Source organism: Gilvimarinus sp. F26214L (assembly GCF_054401055.1).
The window spans coordinates 75,662-95,932 of sequence record NZ_JBTIYG010000007.1; the positions used below are offsets into that span (position 1 = coordinate 75,662).

At 59.7% G+C, this 20,271-nt stretch carries 16 protein-coding genes; 11 read left to right on the plus strand and 5 right to left on the minus strand.

Translation table 11 applies throughout. The features are described from left to right. Positions 1 to 127: 127 nt before the first annotated feature. The 3 genes from ACURWW_RS09640 to ACURWW_RS09650 form a co-directional block, all read right to left on the minus strand. Complete coding sequence (locus ACURWW_RS09640; RefSeq protein WP_445617049.1) at positions 128 to 721, minus strand: arylesterase; 594 nt, start codon at positions 719 to 721, stop codon at positions 128 to 130. Positions 722 to 756: 35 nt separating this feature from the next. Then, positions 757 to 2,352: an AmpG family muropeptide MFS transporter gene (locus tag ACURWW_RS09645; RefSeq protein WP_445617050.1), complete on the minus strand. Its 1,596-nt coding sequence runs from the start codon at positions 2,350 to 2,352 to the stop codon at positions 757 to 759. A 102-nt stretch (positions 2,353 to 2,454) separates the two neighbouring features. Then, positions 2,455 to 2,760: an MGMT family protein gene (locus ACURWW_RS09650; protein WP_445617051.1), complete on the minus strand. Its 306-nt coding sequence runs from the start codon at positions 2,758 to 2,760 to the stop codon at positions 2,455 to 2,457. A gap of 104 nt (positions 2,761 to 2,864) precedes the next feature. On the opposite strand from ACURWW_RS09650, the gene ACURWW_RS09655 reads away from it, so the two are divergent. The 9 genes from ACURWW_RS09655 to ACURWW_RS09695 all read left to right on the plus strand — a co-directional run bounded on the left by ACURWW_RS09655 (position 2,865) and on the right by ACURWW_RS09695 (position 13,393). Then, positions 2,865 to 3,890, plus strand: coding sequence for a DUF481 domain-containing protein (locus tag ACURWW_RS09655; RefSeq protein ID WP_445617052.1), 1,026 nt, complete (start codon positions 2,865 to 2,867; stop codon positions 3,888 to 3,890). Between the two features lie 148 nt (positions 3,891 to 4,038). After that, positions 4,039 to 4,497: an FxsA family protein gene (locus tag ACURWW_RS09660; RefSeq protein WP_445617053.1), complete on the plus strand. Its 459-nt coding sequence runs from the start codon at positions 4,039 to 4,041 to the stop codon at positions 4,495 to 4,497. A 251-nt stretch (positions 4,498 to 4,748) separates the two neighbouring features. Next, a complete protein-coding gene (locus ACURWW_RS09665; RefSeq protein WP_445617054.1) occupies positions 4,749 to 5,039 on the plus strand; it encodes a co-chaperone GroES in 291 nt (96 codons plus the stop codon). Positions 5,040 to 5,113: 74 nt separating this feature from the next. Next, positions 5,114 to 6,760 (plus strand): chaperonin GroEL, encoded by a 1,647-nt coding sequence (gene groL, locus ACURWW_RS09670; protein ID WP_445617055.1) that lies wholly within the window; start codon positions 5,114 to 5,116, stop codon positions 6,758 to 6,760. Between the two features lie 296 nt (positions 6,761 to 7,056). Continuing rightward, the gene (gene sodB / locus ACURWW_RS09675) at positions 7,057 to 7,641 is read left to right on the plus strand and encodes a superoxide dismutase [Fe] (RefSeq protein WP_445617056.1); all 585 of its coding nucleotides are present in this window, start codon (positions 7,057 to 7,059) and stop codon (positions 7,639 to 7,641) included. 329 nt (positions 7,642 to 7,970) lie between these two features. After that, a complete protein-coding gene (locus tag ACURWW_RS09680; protein ID WP_445617057.1) occupies positions 7,971 to 8,735 on the plus strand; it encodes a hypothetical protein in 765 nt (254 codons plus the stop codon). Positions 8,736 to 8,958: 223 nt separating this feature from the next. Next, positions 8,959 to 10,464, plus strand: coding sequence for a fumarate hydratase (locus ACURWW_RS09685; RefSeq protein WP_445617058.1), 1,506 nt, complete (start codon positions 8,959 to 8,961; stop codon positions 10,462 to 10,464). Between the two features lie 359 nt (positions 10,465 to 10,823). Further along, positions 10,824 to 12,269, plus strand: a complete 1,446-nt coding sequence (gene sbcB, locus ACURWW_RS09690; RefSeq protein ID WP_445617059.1) for an exodeoxyribonuclease I — start codon at positions 10,824 to 10,826, stop codon at positions 12,267 to 12,269. Between the two features lie 113 nt (positions 12,270 to 12,382). After that, positions 12,383 to 13,393 (plus strand): aspartate carbamoyltransferase, encoded by a 1,011-nt coding sequence (locus ACURWW_RS09695; RefSeq protein WP_445617060.1) that lies wholly within the window; start codon positions 12,383 to 12,385, stop codon positions 13,391 to 13,393. Here the strand turns inward: ACURWW_RS09695 and ACURWW_RS09700 are convergent. Further along, positions 13,390 to 14,604 (minus strand): diguanylate cyclase, encoded by a 1,215-nt coding sequence (locus ACURWW_RS09700; RefSeq protein WP_445617061.1) that lies wholly within the window; start codon positions 14,602 to 14,604, stop codon positions 13,390 to 13,392. The genes ACURWW_RS09695 and ACURWW_RS09700 overlap by 4 nt on opposite strands. Before the next feature lie 336 nt (positions 14,605 to 14,940). On the opposite strand from ACURWW_RS09700, the gene ACURWW_RS09705 reads away from it, so the two are divergent. After that, positions 14,941 to 16,146, plus strand: coding sequence for a 1-acyl-sn-glycerol-3-phosphate acyltransferase (locus tag ACURWW_RS09705; RefSeq protein ID WP_445617062.1), 1,206 nt, complete (start codon positions 14,941 to 14,943; stop codon positions 16,144 to 16,146). A 137-nt stretch (positions 16,147 to 16,283) separates the two neighbouring features. Further along, the gene (gene dinG, locus ACURWW_RS09710) at positions 16,284 to 18,428 is read left to right on the plus strand and encodes an ATP-dependent DNA helicase DinG (RefSeq protein ID WP_445617063.1); all 2,145 of its coding nucleotides are present in this window, start codon (positions 16,284 to 16,286) and stop codon (positions 18,426 to 18,428) included. Between the two features lie 36 nt (positions 18,429 to 18,464). On the opposite strand, the gene argS is transcribed toward dinG, so the two are convergent. Then, positions 18,465 to 20,201 carry an arginine--tRNA ligase gene (gene argS, locus ACURWW_RS09715; RefSeq protein WP_445617064.1) on the minus strand — a complete coding sequence of 579 codons (1,737 nt, stop codon included), beginning with the start codon at positions 20,199 to 20,201 and terminating at the stop codon, positions 18,465 to 18,467. Positions 20,202 to 20,271 lie beyond the last annotated feature (70 nt).

Here is a 20,271-nt window from a genome sequence, read left to right on the forward strand (position 1 = left end):
CCGGCGGAATGTTGGGTTACGGCTGCGCCTAACCCAACCTACACGATTTGTGGGAGATACCGTAGGTTGGGTTAGCGAAGCGTAACCCAACAGATTTCCGAGGCGGTTACGGCAATGGGTCGACCTGCTACAACAAGGGTTCCAGGTAGGGCCAGACGTTCTCCAGCAAAATCGGCTGAGCCTCGGTGGTGGGGTGCACGCCGTCGGCCTGCATCAGCCCGTCTTCGGTGGCCACCTTGTCCAGAATGAAGGGTACGAGGGGTACATCGAACTTCTCGGCCACCGTGGTAAACGTTGAAAAGAACTCTTCCGTGTAGCGCCGACCATAATTGGGCGGAATCTGAATGCCCACCAGCAGTACATCGGCTCCCGACTCCCGGGACATGCGCACCATCTGACTGAGGTTCCGTTCCACAACCTTCAACGGGTGGCCCTGCAATCCGTCGTTCCCGCCCAGTTCAATGATCACAATGTCCGGCGCGTGCTTCTTCAGCAGGGCCGGCGTGCGGCCCACGCCCATGGTGGTGGTGTTGCCGGAGATGCTGGCGTTGACCACCTCGTACTCGCCAAACTCCTGCACCCGCTGTCGCAAGAGATTGACCCAGCCATCTTCCAGCTCAACACCGTAGCCAGCGCTGATGCTGTCCCCGATAACCAGAATGGTTTTGCTGAAAACCGTGCTGCTGAACAGAAGGGCGAACAGAACCACTGCGATGCGCATGTATTTCCTCTTTGTCTCTCGGCCGGAAGGGCTGATTATGACAGCTGGGCTGCCTGATTGGCTTCCGGATCTTTCCCCCGGCGATTGAGTTTTCCGGAAAGAAAAAGCAGCAGGATGAGGCTGGGAATGACCATCAGACTGGTGATCACAAAAAACAGAGCCCAGTTGCCGCCGAGCCAATCCACCATCAAGCCGCTGGAACTGGCCAGAAGTGTGCGACCCAGGGTCCCAAGCGACGCCATGAGGGCGTATTGGGAGGCAGTGAAACTGCGATCGGCCAGCATGGAAATCAAAGCCACAAAGGCCACCGTGGACCAGGCCGTTGCGAAACCGTCCACCACGATGGTGAAGGCGTAGAGCGGGATGCTTGGCCCGACCTGGGCGATCACGGCAAACAGCAGGTTGGTGGCAGACATGGCGATACCGCTTATCAGGAGCCCTTTTACCACCCCGAAACGCATGTTCATCAAGCCGCCCAGCAGGGAGAAGATGATGGTCACCCACCAGGTGGTGAGTTTGGACCAGGTGGCAATGTCCGTGTTACTGAAGCCGATCTCTTTGTAGAATTGCAGGGACATGCGTCCCAGGAAGGCTTCCCCGATCTTGAACAGGAAAATGAACAGGAGCAGGCCAAGGCCCAGTTTCAGGCCGTTATGGATGAAAAACTGCTTCAGGGGTTGGATGAGGGTTGTGACCAGCCAGGCCAGCAGGTGATGAAAGGTGGTGACGGGAGCGCCCGAACCGGTGCCCGAGGCGCCCGAGTCGAATGACCACAGGTCTCTCAGGATAAAGATAACAATCGCCCCTTCGACGGCAAGTATCAGGGGAACATAGCCCCACCAGCCCGCGACCACGGGGCTGAGGCCCGGGCTGCCCAGGGCCGCCCAGCCGGCCAGCGCAATCATTACCGCAATCGCCACCAGCAGTGCAGTGTTGCGCGCGGGGGGCTGTGCGGCGAGCAGTTGTGCATAGCGCTCCTCCACCGCGTGCTGGCGCTCCTGGCGAGCGCCCGGGCGCACTTTTGCCAGCAGGGGCGCCAGCATCAGCCCCACCATGATCAGGGCCATGAGGCGGTAGATGTCCGGCCAGGCCATGCCCAGGTTATTTGGGTCGGAAAGCCAGAGGGGAATGAAGCCGATGGCCGCGTACCCCGTCCACCAGCCGGCCGTAATAGCCGAGGACCCCGCCGCCAGGTAGTCTGTCTCGTCCTCTTCGAAGCTCTCGATGCGAAAGGCGTCGATGGCCACGTCTTGAGTGGCCGCCGCCAGCGCGACCGCGAAACAGGCGATTACCAGCGCCCTTAGCTGAGTTACCGGATCGAAGGTGCTGGCGATCAGACAGCCGAGAACGATGGCGGCCTGCATGGCCAGGATCCAGGCCCGCCGGTTGCCTAAAACCCGGCCCAGAGGGCCCAGATTGAAACGATCCACCAGGGGAGACCAGAGGAAATTGACCGAGTAGGCAACCAGGATTGCTCCCGCGAAGCCGATGGTGGCCCGGTCCACACCCGAATCCTTCAGCCAGATGGTCAGGCCGGTACTGATGATCACCCAGGGGAAGCCCTGTGCGGCACCGAGGAAGAAGATCGTCAGTATGCGCGGATGGAGATAATGTTTTGCGTTCTCAAACAACGACTTGCCCTGCAATTTGGCGAGTAGGGTCGGGGGTGTGTGCCCGAGTATGCGGACACACCCTTGTGGTTCGTGTAGAGCTACTATAGCAGTGGCGCGGCACTATAGCTGCCAGGCGAAGTCCCGAAGACTCACACGTCCCTTGATGAAGTCCACACCTTCTGTTTCCAGACGCTCCTTTTGAACCTTCCCACTCCCGTCCGTTGGCAGGGAAATCCTTCCGCTCGCGTTGATCACCCGGTGCCAGGGTAGTTTGGTGTCCTTCGGCAGCCCCCTGAGGGTGCTTCCCACCAGCCGGGCGGCGCGGGGAAGGCCCGCCAATCGGGCGACCTGGCCGTATGTGGCGACCCGTCCGTGAGGGATGCGGACAATTACCTGAAAAATCCGCTCGCGATTGCTGATATTCATCTAAGCTTGGTTTTTTAAAGTGCCTGAAGAGGCGCCAGCCCATCCATATTGATGTTTTACAACGGTTTTTTGATTTGAAGTTGTTTTTTCGCGGGAAGTATATAGTGAAGCAGATTGCCAAGTCCCTGATCCTGTTCTCGATGATCAGCCCACTGACAATTGCCGGAGAGCTGGTGCTCTCCAATGGAGATCGCCTGACCGGCGACTTTGTAAAGCTGCAGAATGGCAAGTTGCACTGGCAGTCCGATAAGCTCGGCCAGGTGACGGTGAATACCTCCGAGGTGGTGAGCGTCTCCACCAATATGGCGTTCAAGCTGGACGGCCACGCGGAGCCCTGTTATTGGCTTTCCATGGACGAGGGCGCCCTGGAATTTGCCTGCGAGGACGGCGCCGAGGGTATTGTGGATGTCATGTCCCTGAATATGGTCATTCCTCACGACCAATACATCAACGGGGACCGCACCTATCGGGGCAAGCTGACCGTGTCCGGCCGCCGCGCCAGCGGCAACCGGGAAGAGAAGATCTGGATGGTGGACAGCGAGACCTTCTTCCGCCGCGGCGATTTCCGTCACGAGACCATCATCGAATACGACAGCATCTCTCAATACGACCTGCCTACTCAGGGCCGGGGCCGGGTGGACTACAGTCTCGACTGGTTCCTGCAGGAAAAATGGTTCTGGTATAACAGCGTTCGCACCAGCTTCGATGAGCCGGCCAGCATCAAGGAGCGCTACAGCTACGGTACGGGACTCGGTTACCAGGTCTGGGAGACCAGCACCAGCGCCCTCTCGCTGGAAACCGGTATGGACTACATGAAAGAGCGGTTCACCCCGCCGGACAGCCCGAGCGCAGAGTTCGAGCCAGACAATACCCGGGCTGCCTGGCGCTGGGCGGTGGACTTCCGCTACACGCTCCCCCGCAATGCCAAGCTGTTCCACCGGCACCAGCTGGTGCGCTCTCTGGAGGAGAGCTCCGACTGGGTGCTTGAGACTGAAACCGGTATCTCCATGCCGCTTGCTGGCAGGCTGTACAGCGAAATCAAATTCGAGTACGACACGGACAACCAGCCGGTGGAAGGCAACCGGCGCGAGGACAAGCAGGTCACCATGGGTGTGGGCTACTCCTGGTAGCTCCTGCCAGCCAATGAGCTGCCTTCACTCCGCCTTTCCCACCGGTCGGGAGGATAATCCCCGGAATCTCCGAGTCAAACCAGGACGGGTGGGCTTGTAATCGCCGGCACCGGCCCCCACCTCCCACTTTTATTCTCAAGGGGATTCCGTGCCAGTTTTCTTAGTTCTTTTCGTCCTTCTGCCAGTTCTGGAGCTGTGGCTGCTGATTCAGGTGGGTACCTGGATTGGCGCCCTGCCCACCATCGCGCTGGTTTTCCTCACCGCCGTGGTCGGCCTGGCGCTGCTGCGCAAGCAGAGCCTATCCACTCTGATGAGAGCCAATGAACGGATGCAGCGCGGCGAAGTTCCGGCCACCGAGATGGGCGAGGGCCTCTTTCTGGCGGCCGGCGGTGCATTGCTGCTGACTCCCGGCTTCATTACCGACGTGGTCGGGCTGGCCTGCCTGGTTCCCGGGCCACGCCGCTGGCTGCTCGGCCGCATCCTGCGGCACGTTCAGGTGGTCCGGTTCGGCGGTCCGGCCGGCCCCTTCGGTCCACGTAATCCCCAGCAGGGCCGTCAACCCCCGGACCGTCACACGATCGAAGGTGAATACCGCCGGGATGATTGAGCGCGGCAGAGCGACGCGAAAAGTCAAAAATTTTTGCCTGCGACCATTGAAATCCCCTGAACCAGCCCCATCATGCCCCTCACTTGGTTTTTTGAACCTCGCCTCCGACCAGGATCGGCGAGCGACCGGGAGAGGGCAGCAGCTCCCGCGCAAGTTGCAAAACGGCCGAGGCGCTACCGGCGCAGAGGCTCCTAATTGGGCAAGCCCCGCTAAAAACTCAAACGTAACGTTGGTTATTGGAGATCAAGTCCATGAAAATTCGTCCTTTACACGATCGTGTTGTGGTACGCCGCAAGGAAGAACAGGAAACCTCCGCTGGCGGCATTCTGCTGCCGGGCTCTGCGAAGGAAAAGCCTAACCAGGGCGAGGTGATTGCAATCGGCAGTGGCCGCGTACTCGATAACGGTGAAGTGCGGGCTGTCGACGTCAAGGTGGGCGACGTGATTGTATTCGGCAAATATGCCGGCAGCGACACCATCGAGGTTGACGGCGAAGAGTTAATCATCCTCAGCGAGAGCGACATCAAGGCGGTTATTGAATAGGCGAGCCTCTCGAACAAGGCGAAAAAAGCACACAGGCTTCAACCCATCAGATTTGTTATTGAGGAAAATCAATCATGGCAGCGAAAGACGTAAAATTCGGTGATGACGCCCGCCACAAGATGCTGGCTGGTGTAAATATTCTGGCTGATGCCGTCAAGACCACACTGGGTCCCAAAGGCCGCAATGTCGTTCTGGAAAAATCCTTCGGCGCACCCACCGTCACCAAGGACGGCGTGTCCGTGGCCAAGGAAATCGAGCTTGAAAACAAGTTCGAGAACATGGGCGCCCAGATGGTGAAGGAAGTTGCTTCCAAGGCTTCCGACGAAGCAGGTGACGGTACCACCACGGCGACCGTACTGGCTCAGGCCATTGTTAACGAAGGTCTGAAATCCGTGGCTGCAGGCATGAACCCCATGGACCTGAAGCGCGGCATCGACAAGGCCATCAAGGAAGCGGTCAACCACGTCCGTTCCATCGCTACTCCCTGTGAAACCTCCAAAGCCATCGCTCAGGTGGGCACCATCTCCGCCAACAGCGATTCCGAGATCGGTGAAATCATCGCCAGTGCCATGGACAAAGTGGGCAAAGAGGGCGTGATCACTGTTGAGGAAGGCTCCGGTCTGGAAAACGACCTGGACGTCGTGGAAGGTATGCAGTTCGACCGCGGTTACCTCTCTCCTTACTTCATCAACAACCAGGACAACATGAGCGCGGAAATGGATTCGCCCTACATCCTCCTGGTGGACAAGAAGATTTCCAACATTCGCGAACTGCTGCCCTTGCTGGAAGCCGTAGCGAAAGCCGGCAAGCCGCTGGTTGTGGTTGCGGAAGATGTGGAAGGCGAAGCCCTGGCTACTCTGGTGGTCAACAACATGCGTGGCATCGTTAAAGTGGCCGCTTGTAAGGCACCTGGCTTCGGCGACCGTCGCAAGGCCATGCTGCAGGATATCGCCATCCTCACCGGCGCCACCGTGATCTCTGAGGAAGTGGGTCTGGATCTGGAAAGCGCCACCCTGGAACACCTGGGTCAGGCCAAGCGCGTCACCATGACCAAAGAAAACAGCACCATCGTCGACGGTGCCGGTGCCGCCAAGGACATCGAAGCGCGCGTTAACCAGATCCGCGCCCAGATGGAAGAGTCCACTTCCGACTACGACCGCGAAAAACTGCAAGAGCGTGTGGCCAAGCTGGCCGGCGGTGTTGCAGTGATCAAAGTGGGTGCCGCCACTGAAGTGGAAATGAAAGAGAAGAAAGCCCGCGTTGAAGACGCCCTGCACGCCACCCGTGCTGCGGTTGAAGAAGGTGTCGTGCCTGGGGGTGGTACCGCTCTGATCCGCGCTGCGGCAGCCATCGAGTCCCTGACTGGCGACAACGACGAGCAGACTGCCGGTGTAACCATCGTGCGTCGTGCCCTGGAAGCGCCGCTGCGCCAGATCGTAAGCAACGCTGGTGACGAAGCGTCCGTGATCGCTCAGGCGGTACGCGAAGGCGAAGGTAACTACGGCTACAACGCAGGCACTGGCGAATACGGTGACATGCTGGATATGGGTATTCTGGACCCCGCGAAAGTAACCCGCACTGCGCTGCAGGCTGCTGGTTCCATCGCTGGCCTGATGATCACCACCGAAGCCATGGTCGCCGACAAGCCGGACGAGAAAGGCGCCGGTGGCGGCGGTATGCCGGACATGGGCGGCATGGGTGGCATGGGTGGCATGATGTAAGCGCCTTTGCAGATCCACAGAACGGCCCGCAAGGGCCGTTTTTGTTTGGAGTTTCGCTGAATCAATGGCACCAATAGCAAGCTTTCATTGTTCAATGTTGAATAAACCGATTAGCCTCGATCTGATCGGTAAACGGGCTTGTTCTCGATAGCAAATGCTTTAAGATTGGGCGGCTCCGGTCCGACCCGTAGCGGCTTTTTTGATTCAACAGTCCGCTCGTAAGGTGATTCAGACGCGACCTGATTGTGGTCCGTCGACAACCAAAACATTCAGCAACGGATAGAAGGAATATCACTATGGCTTTCGAATTACCCCCGCTTCCCTATGAGAAAAACGCGCTTGAGCCCCACATCTCCGCCGAAACGCTCGAGTATCACTACGGCAAGCACCATCAAACCTATGTGGACAAGCTGAACGGCCTGGTAAAAGGCACTGAAAACGAAGGCAAGGATCTGGAAGAGATCATCAAAACCTCTTCCGGCGGCCTGTTCAACAACGCGGCTCAGGTCTGGAATCATACCTTCTACTGGAATTGCATGAGCCCCAACGGTGGCGGTGAGCCCACGGGTGCGCTGGCGGACGCAATCAACAAGGCATTCGGCTCCTTCGACAAGTTCAAGGAAGAATTCAACGCGGCAGGTGCCGGCAACTTTGGCTCCGGCTGGACTTGGCTGGTGAAGAAGTCCGATGGGAGTGTTGCCATTGTCAACACCTCCAACGCCGAAACGCCCCTGACCGACAGCAGCGTCACCACGCTGATGACAGCGGACGTGTGGGAGCACGCCTACTATATCGACTACCGCAACGCCCGTCCCAAGTACCTGGATGCGTTCTGGAACTTAGTGAACTGGGACTTCGTGAGCAAGAACTTCGGAGCCTGAGTTCGGTGAACAGGCCGCTATCGGCCTGGAAGTAGACAACAGCCCGGCAATGCCGGGCTGTTGCGTATTGGGGGCAGGAACTTTCCGCCCTTTTTGCGGCTCTGCCCATTGATAGCCGGGTTAGAGCTACCCGCGTGCCTCGCAGGTCGGGGCCAGAGCGAGTTCCACCAAATCCGGGAAAACTTTCCCGCCGAGTTGGAGCTTGAGCCCCATTCTCCGGCGAAATGTGCCGCCATCCCGGCGGATAATCGCATCCATATGCTATAAAATACGGCTAATCATTGTACAAAGCCGCCCGCCGGCTGCCAGATGCCCCGAGGATTCCAATAATGGCCCAAGATCGCAAAGAACCCACGCTTTCCAGCATCAAGCCCGAGCGCGACGAGATCGCCAGCCATCAGAACCGTCTCAATCAGCGCCCCCAGTCCGCTAGCCGGCCCGCACCCCCCGCCGCACCAGTGTCGGGTAAAACTTCCTCCATGGCTGTGTTTGCGTTCCTGCTGGCCCTGGTAGGCATCGGCGTCGGTGGTTTCGGGGTGTGGAAATTTCTTGAAGCGGAGAAGGTACTGGCCAGTTCCAACGATCGCATTGCCGAGCTTGAAGCGCGCCTGAACCTGACCAACACCGAATCCGACCAGTCCGTGACCAAAATCCACGAAAAGCTGGACTGGGCCGATTCGGAGATCCGCAAGCTGTGGGGCGTGTCCTACGACACCAACCGCAAGGCCATCCAGACCAACAAGAGCCAGTTGGAGGGCCTGGACAAGATCGCCAAAACCGCTGCGGCCGATGCGAAAAAAGCCAGTGAACTGGCCACCCAGCACCAGTCCCAGTTGGCGACCCTGCGCACCCAGAGCAGCGAACAGCAACTGGTGTTGACCCGGGCTGCGGAAGAGATCGACGTCCTGGAGCAACGCCTGCGCGAGGTGACCGACCAGAGCAACACCATGAAAGCCCAGGTGGACAAGCTGCAAAACTCCCTGACCGCTCGCGTGGCCGGCAACGAGGAGGCCATCAAAGCCATCGACGCATTCCGCCGGACCGCCAACAGCGATATCCAGGATCTGAAATCCCGCGTTGGCGGGGGGCAGTAGACGATAGTGAGGCCGAGCGGTAAAAGAGACCGACTACGGAGACCTTGGTAAGTCGTGGCCGATAGGGCGGGTCTGTACCGCCACCGGGCCGTAAACCTTTTCTTTCGTAAGTGGGCGGGGCATGGACCGCGCCTCGCGTCTGCGATCTCCCGCCCCATCGTGTAAAATACCGCCCGCAAATTCGAGTTCCCCCTTCATTTGGGCTTCATTTCAGGTACATGCAATGACCACCATCCGCCAGGAAGACTTTATTTCCAGCGTCGCCGACGCCCTGCAGTACATCTCCTACTACCATCCGAAAGACTTCATCCAGGCCATGAATGCGGCTTACGAGAAAGAGGCCAACCCCGCGGCGAAGGATGCGATGGCCCAGATTCTCATCAACTCCCGCCTGTGCGCCATGGGCCACCGTCCCATCTGCCAGGACACCGGGATTGTTACGGTCTTTGTAACCGTGGGGATGGATGTGAAGTGGGAAACGCAGATGAGTCTCACGGATATGGTCAACGAAGGCGTCCGCCGCGCCTATCAGCACCCGGACAACGTCCTGCGCGCGTCCATCCTTCAGGACCCGGACGGCGCGCGCAAGAATACAGGCGATAACACTCCCGCCGTGATCCACTACGATATCGTGCCGGGGGACAAGGTGGACGTCCATGTTGCTGCCAAAGGCGGCGGCAGCGAAGCCAAAAGCAAATTCGCCATGCTCAATCCTTCCGATTCGGTCGTGGACTGGGTCCTGAAAGTGGTGCCGGAGATGGGCGCCGGCTGGTGCCCGCCCGGCATGCTGGGTCTCGGCATTGGTGGTACGGCCGAAAAGGCCATGCAACTGGCCAAGGAGTCGCTGCTGGAGCCGGTGGACATCCAGGAGCTGCAGGCCCGCGGTCCGAGTAATCGGGCTGAAGAATTGCGCCTGGAACTGTTCGACAAGGTGAATCAGCTCGGGATCGGTGCCCAGGGCCTTGGCGGTCTCACCACCGTTCTGGATGTGAAGGTGAAGGATTATCCCACCCACGCCGCCAACAAGCCGGTGGCTTTGATTCCCAACTGCGCGGCCACCCGCCACGCGCACTTCACTCTCGACGGTTCCGGTCCCGCGCTGCAGACGCCACCCGACATTGAAGACTGGCCGGAGATTTCCTGGGAGGTGGGCGACAATGTCCGCCGCGTGAATCTGGATACAGTCACCCGGGAGGATGTGGCCGAGTGGCAGCCGGGCGATACGCTGCTGCTGTCCGGCAAAATGCTCACCGGCCGCGATGCGGCCCACAAGAAGATGGTGGATCTGATTGCGAAAGGGGAAGAGCTCCCCGTGGATCTGAAAGGCCGCTTTATCTACTACGTCGGCCCCGTGGATCCGGTGCGTGATGAAGTGGTCGGCCCTGCCGGTCCCACCACCGCCACCCGGATGGACAAGTTCACCCGCACCATGCTGGAAAAAACCGGCCTGACCGGCATGATCGGCAAAGCCGAGCGCGGCCCCATTGCGATCGATGCGATCCGGGATTTCAAATCCGTTTATCTCATGGCCGTTGGCGGTGCCGCTTATCTTGTTTCCAAAGCCATCAAATCTGCCGAGGTGGTCGGCTTCCCGGAACTGGGTATGGAAGCCATCTACGAGTTCGAAGTGAAAGATATGCCGGTGACTGTTGCCGTGGATGCGAACGGCGAATCGGTGCATCAGACTGGGCCCAAGATCTGGCAGGAAAAAATTAAATCAATGCTGTAAAGGCGTGCTGAATTGGAGCGGTGCCAGTAAGCGCCGTTTGCCGTGGGCTTTGGGGCTTTCGAAATCGCGGTGAATACATCCCTGTAGCTCCCTCGCTTCATCCCTGAAGCGAGGGTTTCGAAAGCTCCAAAACCCACGGCAAACTGTATCGGAGTACCGTCAGACCGTGACCGGCTGAACTCCGGAGCACCAATCCGCTGCGATGGGAGTTTTGGTGATGGGATCAGCATTTCGAAACCCTCGCCGCAGGACGCGGCGCGGGAGCTACAGGGATGTATTCACCGCGTTTTCGAAATGCTGATCCCATCACCAAAACGGGTTGAAGGCACCAGACACCAATAAACCCCAGACACAAAAAAATGAATACACTCTTCTGGCACGATTACGAAACCTGGGGAGAGAGTCCGAACCAGGACAAACCTTCCCAGTTTGCCGGTGTGCGAACCGACGAAAACCTCAATATCGTCGGCGAGCCCATGTCCTTTTATTGCCAGCCCGCCAGCGATTGCCTGCCAAAACCCGAAGCCTGCCTCGTCACCGGAATCACACCTCAACACGCGCTCGAGCACGGGCTACCCGATTACCAGTTCATGGGGCGGATTCACGACGAGCTGATCAAACCCGGGACCTGCGCGGTGGGGTACAACTCCATTCGCTTCGACGACGAGGTGACCCGCAACGGACTGTTTCGCAACTTCTACGATCCATATGAGCGCGAGTGGAATAACGGAAACTCCCGCTGGGATATTATCGATATGGTCCGGTTGACCTACGCGCTGCGGCCGGACGGCATCGAATGGCCCCGCAATGAAGATGGTTCCCCGAGCTTTCGGCTGGAACGGCTGAGCGCGGCCAATGGCCTGGCCCACGAAGCTGCCCATGATGCGCTTTCCGATGTGTACGCAACGATCGGGTTGGCCCGGCGGATCAGGGAACAACAGCCCAAGCTCTACGATTATGCCTATCGCATGCGCCTGAAGCGCGAAGTGGCATCACTCATTGATCTGCGCTCATTCAAACCCTTGCTGCATATCTCCTCGAAGTATCCGGCCGCCAGGGGCTGCGCCGCGTTGGTCATGCCGCTGGCACCCCATCCGGTGAACAAGAACGGTGTGATCGTTTTCGACCTGGCGGCCGACCCGGGACTGTTGACCGACCTGTCCGCCGAACAGATCGCGGCTCGCCTGTTTACGCCCAGAGATCAGTTGGAAGAGGGCGTGGAGCGGGTGCCCTTGAAAGTGATTCACCTGAACAAATCGCCGCTGCTGGTGACGCCCAAACTTGTGGATGCCGCCGCTGAACAGCGTCTGCAACTTGACAAGGCACTTTGTGAAACCCACTGGCGCGGCCTGCGTGAAGCCGCTGCAGACGGTCAGTTAGCCGGCAAGTTGCAGGAAGTGTTCAAACGCAATGGCTTCCCCGGCAAAAGTGATCCGGAGCAGTGTCTCTACGACGGCTTCATCAACGACCGGGACAAGGCCACCATGGCCGAGGTGCGCGGGGCGAGTCCGGAGGATCTGGCCTCTACAACCTTCAGCTTTTATGACGAGCGCCTGCCGGAACTGCTGTTTCGCTACCGCGCGAGGAATTTCCCCCACACGCTTTCGGCGCCGGAGCGTCTCCAGTGGGACGAGTTTCGCAGCCAGCGCTTCAGTGATCCGGAGGCGGGGGCCGGTATTACCGTCATCGAATTCCGCGAGCGCCTCGCCCGACTGCAGGCTGATCCGGCAACGTCTTCCGAACAGCAGCTCATTCTCGAGCAGTTGGCGCGCTACGAGCGGGAGCTGACCGCCGGGCTGCTGTAAGGGACCAGGGGGCGCCGCTCGCAAGAAGCGCTGCGAGGAGCTCTCCCATTCCCATAAACAATTCAATCGGGTAGCATGCGCGCACTTCCGGCCAGCAGATATCGAGGTGCACAGTGGAATTCACCGGTGGACACATTCTGTCAATCGACCAGTTCGAGCGCGGCGATATCGAGAGAATCTTCCAGGTGGCTGACCGGATGCGGCCCTACGCCATGCGCCAGCGGGTCACGCGGGTTCTGGAGGGCGCCATTCTCGGCAACATGTTCTTCGAGCCCAGCACCCGCACTCGCGTCAGCTTCGGCAGCGCCTTCAATCTGCTGGGCGGCAACGTCCGGGAGACCACCGGCATTCAGGTCTCAGCCCTGGCCAAGGGCGAATCCCTCTACGACACAGCGCGGGTCCTTTCCGGCTACAGCGATGTAATCTGCATGCGCCACCCGGAGCCGGGCTCCGTGGCGGAGTTTGCCGCCGCCAGCCGCGTGCCCGTCTTTAACGGGGGCGACGGCAGCAACGAGCATCCGAGCCAGGCTCTTCTGGATCTGTATACCATCGAGAAGGAAATGGCCGGTCGCGGCCGCGGCATCGATGGCCTGCGCATCGCCATGATTGGCGATCTGAAGTACGGCCGCACGGTGCATTCGCTGTGTTCCCTGCTCGCCCTGTACAACAACGTTCAAGTGACCCTCGTCTCCCCCCGGGAGCTGGCCATGCCGGAGGTTTACGTGGACAAACTGAAGGCAGCGGGGCACGAGGTGGAACTGTCGGAAGAGTTGACCCAGGCCATTTCCCGGGTGGACATTGCCTATTCCACCCGTATTCAGGAGGAGCGATTTCAAACCAAGGAAGAGGCGGATCTGTACCGGGGCCGTTTTCGGCTTAATCAATCCATCTACACTCAGTTCTGCGAGCCCAACACGGTCATCATGCATCCCTTGCCGCGGGATTCCCGGGCCGACGCGAACGAACTGGACAGCGACCTGAATCAGAATCCGAACCTGGCCATCTTTCGCCAGACCGACAATGGGGTGCTGGTGCGAATGGCACTCTTCGCCCTGGTACTGAATGTGGAAAACCAGGTGGACAAGCATTCCCACGCGGTAACCTGGTACCACAACCGCTCCTAGCTGAAGTAGCCCCGAATCTCTTCCAGCAAATCTTCTTCGTTCTCTCCCCGGTGCTGAATCATGGGCATGCCGGCCGTATGCTGGCTGTTGTCCAGACTGTCGAGGATGATGTCCCGGATCTGGTCATCGGTGCAGCCCCCGAGCACTACCATGTCCGGGTGGCAGTTGTGGGCGATTTCCAGGCATTCGTCGGGGCTGGTGGCTGTGATGATGTTGTAGTGCGCGCGCAGCAGTTCGCTGATGGCGCCGAGAGTTTCGGCGTCCGAGTCCAGAATCAGCAGGGTGCGGTGGGGCGAAATATGCTTCAGCTCCACCCTGTCCCTGCCCTTGGCCTTGGCGCGATATAAGGCGTTGTCCGCTTCCCGGGCCAGCTCCTGCTCGCTCAGACCGGTGGTGCGGTCCGTAACCGCCGCCCCGATGCTGACCGTCACCACATCGGCCGATTGGGAGGATGCGTGAGGGATGGCCAGGGATTTTACGGCGGAGCGGAGCGAGTGCGCGACGGTGCGGGCGCCCGCCCGGCTGGTTCCGGGCAGAAAGACAATGAACTCCTCGCCGCCGTACCGGGCCAGTATGTCCGCAGGCCGGTGCAGGGCGGCGCTCAGGGCGGCCGCCACCTGCTGCAGGCAGGTATCCCCCGCCTGGTGCCCGTAATAGTCGTTGTATTCCTTGAAGTGGTCCACGTCGATCATCAGCACGGCCACCGGCTCGTGGGCCCGGGTGGATATGTGCCACTGACTCCGGGCCTTGTCTTCATAAGTGCGACGGTTGAAGAGCTCAGTCAGACCGTCGCGCTGGCTCAGCGCCTGGAGGCGCGCATTGAGCTGCTGGAGCTGCTTCTGCATGGAGATGATCCGAGCCATGGCCCGCAGCTTGGCTTGCAGAATCGCGGGGCTGACCGGCTTGATCATGTAATCGTCCCCGCCGGCCTCGATCCCCTGCTGATAACTGGCTTCGTCGCCCATGCCGGTCACGAAGATGATGGGAACCCATCGTTCTCCAAGCACTTCCCGAATCAGGCGGGTGGTCTCGAAGCCGTCCAGACCGGGCATTTCCACGTCCATGATGACCAGGTCCACAGGTGTTGTTTCGATCAGCTGAACCGCCTGCTCGCCGCTTTCCGCCACCAGGGGTTCGTGGCCGGCATGTTGGATGTAGGCGCACATGGTGAAGCGAAGGGTGGCGCTGTCTTCCACCAGAAGTATTTTCATGGGATCTCGGCCTGTTCCTGATTCGCGGCGCCGCCGGTCAGAAACCGACGGAAGCTCTTCCTTGAGTGTAGACCCTCGACTGGTCGGACCGGGGTGGACGGGGAGTTTCCATGGCGGCCCCGGGGCAGTGGCATTTTACAGAGCTTTTCGGTATGTTGGCGCCCCGATTTGACCGATGGGTGCGAGAACTGCATGGGAGGCGTCTGGCCGGCAAAAGGCGTGAGCACCGGGATGAAGCAGTACCCTCACAATAGACTATAATTTTCTTCCCCGATCTGCCCGGGGACATCGACCTCGGGCCAGTTCCTCTCTGTACATAGGTTAACCCCAGTTTTCATGGATAAGTTTGACGATATCCGTCCCTACAATGACGACGAAGTCCGGCCGACCCTCAACAGGGTCCTGAACGATCGCGACTTTCGCCGGGCCATCACCCGCCTTCGCTTCCCGCGCCTGGGCCGTATTCTGCCGGGCCCCCTTTCGGTGGCCGTGGCCTGGTATGTGAAGCGGGAACTGAAAGACGCGGACAGCGTCGCCGATGTCCAGACCGTGGTTCAGAAATACATGGAGCGGATGATGGGCCAGACCATGGCCCGGCTCACCTCGTCGGGGCTGGACAAACTGGACCCTTCCCGCGCGCACCTGTTCGTGAGCAACCATCGGGACATCGCCATGGACCCGGCCTTTGTGGACTGGGTGCTGCACATGAACGATCGGGATACCGTTCGCATTGCCATCGGCGACAACCTGCTGACCATGCCTTTTGCCTCCGACATGATGCGGCTGAACAAAAGTTTCATCGTCAAACGGTCGGCCAAGGGCAACAAGGAAAAATTCAAGGCTCTCAAGCATCTGTCGGACTACATTCATCATTCCATCGCGGTGGATAACACCTCCTGCTGGATTGCACAGCGGCAAGGGCGGGCCAAGGACGGTCGGGATCGCACCGAGACCGCGCTGATGAAGATGTTCGCCATGAACAAGCCCAAACCTCAGGGCTTTGCCGACTACATCCGCGAACTCAGCATCGTTCCCATCTCCATTTCCTATGAATGGGATCCCTGCGACGAAGCCAAGGCCCGAGAGCTTTATCACCAGGCGAACTTCGGCGGCTACACCAAGGCGGAGCACGAGGACGTGTACAACATCGCTCAGGGCATTGCCGGGATGAAGGGCCATGTTCACCTGGCCTTCGGAGATCCGCTTGTTGGTGACTTCAACGACGCGGACGAACTGGCCGCCGAGATCGATCGCCAGGTGATTGAGAATTACGTTCTGCAACCCAGCAACTGCTTTGCCTACAAGGCACTTTATGGCAAGGTTCCGGCTGTGCGGGTGCGCAGTGAAGGCGTCCCCTTCCGGGAAGACAGGTTTCAAAAGGAGCGGCGGATGTTTGCCCGGCGACTGCGTGCGGTTGCGCCGCGCTACCGTCCCTTCATCCGGGAGATGTACGCCAACCCCATCGTCAGCAAGCTGGAGTTGGAAGCCCGCCTGCGGGAGAACGATCAACCCGTACTGCCCATGGAGAACCTGGGCTCCTGACGTTCATTGGCGAGTGGCGGTCGGCCTGTGCGGCTTAACACGGAAGTTCGCCTGACAACGCAAAATTCCAGTGAAACGAACCCGGCGCAGCTCGATTGGCCGGCTCCATCGCCATCGCAAGGACCCGTCCTCCATTCATGCTCTCCACGGAAACCAAACAGCAGATCCAGCAAGCCTACAGCCAGTTCCTCGAGTCCCGGGAGCTTCGGGCCCGCTACGGCCAGAAGCTCATGATTGCGGAAATCGCCCGAACCCTGGGCGGAATCGAACTGGACGATGAAGGCCAGCGCCGCAACAATGGACACATCTGTGTGATCGAGGCGGGCACCGGCACGGGCAAGACCGTGGCCTATTTTCTTGCGGCCCTGCCCATCGCCAGGGCCCTCGGCAAACACCTGGTTGTATCCACCGCAACGGTCGCCCTGCAGGAGCAAATCGTCCACAAAGATTTGCCGGAGCTGAAAAAGCACAGCGAACTCGCGGTGAACTATTCCCTCGCCAAGGGCCGCGGGCGCTACCTGTGCCTGGCGCGGCTGGACCGGCAACTCAACGAATTCCAGGCTCCACAGGAACTACCGCTGGGGGTGCCCCCGGAAGAACAGGCCCGCTCCGACGAGGAAACCGTTCGACTCTATCACTCGATGATGGACGCTCTGTCCACGGGCAAATGGGATGGCGACCGGGACAACTGGCCCAAGGCGCTGGACGACGATCAGTGGCGCCCCGTCACCACCAATCATCGCCAGTGCAGTGGTCGGCGCTGTTCGTTTGTGTCCAGTTGCAGCTTCTTCAAGTCCCGTGAGCAGATACAGGGAGTGGATTGCATCGTCACCAACCATGATCTGGTCCTGGCCGACCTGGCGTTGGGTGGGGGTGCAATCCTGCCGTCGCCGGAAGATACCATCTACATCTTCGACGAGGCCCACCACCTGGCGGACAAGGCCCGCAACCACTTCTCGCAATACAGCCGACTAGAATCCACCCAGAAATGGCTGGACGAATGTCGCCAGTCCCTCGAACCTGCCGCCAGGGAGGTGGGAGAGGCCGGTGACCTGAAGCGGAAGTTGGAGCAGCTACCGGACGTTCTTTCAGACTGCAAACGCCAACTCACCTACCTCCAGCCCCTCCTGCTGGACTGCCTGGAAACAGCGGAAGCTGCGCAGGAGGCATCTCAACAGTCCTTCAATCGCCGCTCCAATCACTACCGTTTTGCGCACGGCATCGTACCGGGGCCCATCGTGGAAGCCGCCGCGGAAGCTACCCAAAGCTTTGGCCGTCTGGTGGACATTCTCACCCAGGCCTCCGAGGAGTTGGCCGAAAGTCTCGACCAGTCGAGTGGCGCCGTGCCCCGGGTGGATCTTGAAAACTGGTTCCCGGTATTCGGCTCCTGGCTGGCGCGGGCGGAGGCCAACCTCGCCCTGTGGATGAGCTACGCCAGCAACGACGTGGGCGAGATTCCCGATGCCCGGTGGGTCGAAAAGATCGAAACCAACAGCGGGATGGAAGTGGGCATTTCGTCATCCCCGATCCTGGCCGCCCACACCCTCGACGAACTGCTCTGGTCCCGCTGCTGCGGCGCCGTACTCACCTCTGCCACACTGACCGCTCTGGGCCGCTTCGACCGCCTGGTGCTGCACACGGGAACACCGGCCGACAGCAATTACAAGATCGTTCCCAGCCCCTTCGACTACAGCAAGGCAACCCTGCGAATACCGAAGGAAGCGCGGGACGCGGGCGATGCCTTTCAGCATACCGAGTCGTTGATTCAGAATCTGCCGCAGCTCCTGAACAGGGACGAAGGGAACCTGGTACTCTTTTCCTCACGCCGGCAAATGCTCGACGTCTACGATGGGCTCGAGAGCTCCTGGCAGCAGCTCATCCTGGTGCAGGACGATCGCTCCAAGCAGGAGACTCTGGCAGAACACAAGCGTCGCCTTGACAGCGGGCAGGGCAGCATAATCTTTGGTCTTGCCAGCTTTGCGGAAGGTGTGGACCTGCCCGGAAAATACTGCAGCCACGTAGTGGTGGCGAAGATTCCCTTCTCGGTACCGGATGACCCGGTGGAATCCGCGTTGGCGGAGTGGATCAAGGATCGGGGCGGCAACCCCTTCATGGAAATCAGCGTGCCGGACGCCTCCCTCAAACTGATCCAGGCCTGCGGCCGCCTCATCCGCAGCGAATCCGACACGGGCACCATCACCATCATGGATCGCCGCCTGACCACGCGCCATTACGGGAAGGCGATTCTCGATTCCCTGCCAGGCTTTGTCAGGGAGGTGTGAGACACCCGAGCCGTTTCGAGTTACACGGCTCCCATCTCACATTCTCTCCATCACCTCGATCCCCAGCAGATCCAGCCCGACCCGCAGGGTTTCCGCCACTGAGTGGGAGATTCGCAGGCGCGACTGACGCAGTTCCCGGGATACGCCTTCTTTGAGGATCGGGCAGGCCTCATAGAACTTCATGTACAACGAAGCAAGGTCGTAGAGGTAGTTGCACAGCACGTGAGGGTAGGCGTCATCGGCCACCTGCTCGAGCACTTCGCCAAACTGCAGGCATTTGATGGCCAGTTGTTTTTCCTCAGCGGCTTCGATCACCACTGGGTCGGCAACGTCCGCCGGGTCGACCTGGGCCTTGCGGAATATGCTTTGGATGCGCGTGTACGCGTACTGGAGGTAGGGGGCCGTGTTGCCGTCGAAGCTGAGCATGGCGTTCCAGTTGAACACGTAATCGTTGGTGCGCGTCTTGGAAAGGTCCGCATACTTGACCGCCCCAATGCCCACCTTGCGCGCAACAGTTTTTCGCTGCTCCGCGTCCAGTTGGGGGTCCTTGTCGGCAATCAGCTGTTCTGCGCGCTCCACCGCTTCGTCCAGGAGGTCGGCCAGTTTCACCGTGCCGCCGCTGCGCGTCTTGAAGGGCTTGCCGTCTTCCCCGAGCATGGTGCCAAAGGGGTAGTGCTCCATGCGCAGGTCCGGTGGAGCGAAGCCGGCCTTGCGAGCAATGGTAAACACCTGCTTGAAGTGCAGCGATTGCCGCGCATCCACAAAAATCATAATGCGGTCTGCCTTGAGTGTTCTTACCCGGTAGCGAATTCCCGCCAGGTCGGACGTGGAATAGAGATAGCCGCCGTCCTTTTTCTGAACGATGGCAACATTGGGGTTGCCTTCCTTGTCGGCCAGTTCGTCCAGGAAGACCACCTTTGCGCCCTGGTCCTCTTGCAGCAGGCCGGCGGCCTCAAGATCCTTGACGACGCTCGGCAAATCGTCATTGTAGAAACTTTCCCCGCGTACGTCCCCGGGTCGCAGAGAGACATTCAATTTGTCGTAAATCACTTCGCTGTGATGGAGCGAAATTGCACGGAACCGCTCCCACAGAGCTTTAACCCGCGTATCGCCGGACTGCAACTTCACCACATAGTTGCGCGCGCGATCGGCGAATTCCGGGTCCGCATCGAAGTGGGTTTTGGCTTCTTTGTAAAAGCTTTCCAGGTCCTGCAGGGCAAATTCGGCGTTTTCCCCGTGCTCCAGGTGGGCTTCCAGTTGCGCGATCAGCATCCCGAACTGGGTGCCCCAGTCCCCCACGTGGTTCTGGCGGATCACCTTGTGGCCGAGAAATTCCTGCACCCTTGCGAGGGTGTCGCCGATGATGGTGGAACGCAGGTGCCCCACGTGCATCTCCTTCGCAAGGTTCGGCGAGGAGTAATCGATCACGATGGTTTGCTGGTCGCTCGCGCCGACCCCGAGCGCAGGCTTCGCCATGCTGCCCAGCAGCTGCCCGGCGAGCCACTCCCTATTAAGATGGATATTGATAAAACCGGGTCCGGCGATTTCCAGCCGTTCCGCCTCATCGCTCAGGTCCAGCTTGTCGAGAATGCTCTGGGCCAGCTCCCGCGGGTTCTTCTTCATCGCCTTTGCGGCGCCCATGGCGCCGTTCGCCTGATAATCCCCGAAGTCGACGCGCTTGCTGGGAACCACGAGGGCATCGAATTGGGGGTCGACGCCGGCTGCCGTCATGGCCTGGCGGATTTTCTCGGCAAGATGGGCTCGGATATTCATAGACAGCTCGTATGGATGAAGAAAGAAGGGGACCGCGCGGTTCGGCTGCTTTTCCCCGTAAAAACGCTCA